The sequence below is a fragment of the Kytococcus sp. HMSC28H12 genome, assembly GCF_001816045.1.
In the GTDB taxonomy this organism is placed as follows: domain Bacteria; phylum Actinomycetota; class Actinomycetes; order Actinomycetales; family Dermatophilaceae; genus Kytococcus; species Kytococcus schroeteri.
Window position 1 is genome coordinate 1 of record NZ_KV824527.1, and the last position, 1,878, is coordinate 1,878.

2 protein-coding genes are annotated in these 1,878 nt (G+C 76.1%); both read right to left on the bottom strand.

Going from position 1 to position 1,878, the window contains the following annotated elements; genetic code table 11:
• Nucleotides 1-702: patatin-like phospholipase family protein (locus HMPREF3099_RS07675; protein WP_141762062.1), on the bottom strand; the 702-nt coding region annotated here is incomplete at its 3' end.
• A gap of 78 nt (nt 703-780) precedes the next feature.
• Nucleotides 781-1,878: aminotransferase class V-fold PLP-dependent enzyme (locus tag HMPREF3099_RS07680; protein WP_371327524.1), on the bottom strand; the 1,098-nt coding region annotated here is incomplete at its 5' end.

Here is a 1,878-nt window from a genome sequence, read left to right on the forward strand (position 1 = left end):
GTCGCCGTTGCCGAGCCGGTAGTCCCCGACGCGGCCCCGCGGCGGGTGGGCGCGGGAGTCGGCGAAGGTCCAGTTGACCCCGTGGGCGAGCTCGGTGGCCTCCACCACCACGGCGGGGCCGGCGGTGCGGCGGGCCTCCCGCAGGTCGGCCGCCCACCAGTCGATGTGGTCCACCAGCTGGTCGGCGAGCACCCGGGAGCTGCGGTCGGCCGGGCGGCGCACCTTGGGCCCCCAGCCCGACACCAGCGCGCGGGTGCGCAGGTTGTGACGGGTCAGGCGACGCAGCGGCTCGGCCACGTACTGCTCGAACCCCTCCACCCGCGGGGCGGAGAACAGGCCACCGGGCACGGTGTCGCCGCGCGGCAGCGGCGGGGCGCTCGGGTCGGGCTCCACGAGGTCGGTCGAGTCGATGCTCTGGCTCAGGGCGTCCGGGGTCGGCCAGCCCAGCCGGGGGTCGGCCAGCAGCATCGCGGCGATGCTGCCGCCGCTCACCGCCGAGACGGTGCGCAGCTGCCCGAGCATGCCCAGCTCGTTGAGGCGGCGCAGGGCTCCCAGGTGGAACAGGGCGGCCCGGAACCCGCCACCGGAGAGGCACAGGGCCGTGCCACGGCGGGGTCCGCGCCAGCTGGGTCCGTGGTGCGCCTCGTCCCGGGCGGCGGCCATCTGGGCGCCGGCGGGGTCCGGGAGCAGGGAGTCGGGCACGCAGAGCATCACACCACACGTGCGTGCCCGGACCGGACGGCTCGTCGGCCACCCGCCCTGCCCCGGACCGGCCGGGCGTCAGCCGCGCTGCGCGAAGGGCGCCAGCACCTCCAGGGCGCGGTCCACGTCCTGCTCGGTGTTCCACACGTGGAAGCTCAGACGCACCCCCCCGGCCCGCTGCGAGAGGGTCAGCCCGGCCCGCTCCGCGGCCTGCGCGGCCTCCGGCGGCATGGGCAGGCTGACGATGGCGGAGTCCGAGGGTGCCAGGCCCAGCCCGGCCCGGAGGCGGTTGGTGAGCGCCACGTCGTGGGCGTTGACCGCACCGGTGGGCACCTGGAGGAAGTCCTCCAGAGCGGCGACGGCACCGGGCCACAGCGGCCAGCCGGGCGAGACGTCGAAGCGGGAGGCACGCGAGGAGAGCTGCATGGCCGGGCCGTACATGGAGTCCCAGACCACCTCGCCGGCGTACCAGCCCGCGTTCACCGGCACGAGGGCGTCCATGGCCCGCTCGGAGACCGTCATGTACGCCACGCCGCGCGGGTGGCAGAGCCACTTGTAGGCCGAGCAGACCGTCACATCGGCCAGCGAGGCATCCACCGCCTGCCAGCCGGCGGACTGGGTGACGTCGCAGACCGTCAGGGCACCCACGGCCTCGGCTGCGCGGCGCACGGCATCGGGGGCGGTGAGGCTGCCGCACGCGCTCTGGCTGTGGCTGTAGACCACGGCCGCGGTCTCCTCGCGCAGGGAGGTGCACAGCTCCTGGCGCGGCACCGAGCGCACCGTGATGCGGCCGCCCTCGCGGGTGGGGTGGGGGCGCTCGGCCTGCACGAGGAAGGGGTAGACGAGGCTGGAGAAGTCGCCCTCTACCACCACCACCTCGGCGCCGTCGGGCAGCCCCGCGGCCACCATGCCGGTGAACACCGACGTCTGGGAGCCGGTCGCCACGCGGTCGGCCGGCACCCCTACGAGGCGGCCGTAGAGCGCACGGGCCCGTTCCACGTGCTCGTGGTACCCGACCGGCGAGACGTCCCCGGTGGTCCACCGCCGGGCGTCGCGGGCCATGGCCTCGGTGGTGCGCCGGGTGGGCAGGCCGCAGGTGGCGGCGTTGAGGTAGCCGCCGGTGGTGGCGAACTGGTCGCGCAGCCACGCGGCGTCCCGCGTGCCCGGGGCCGGTTC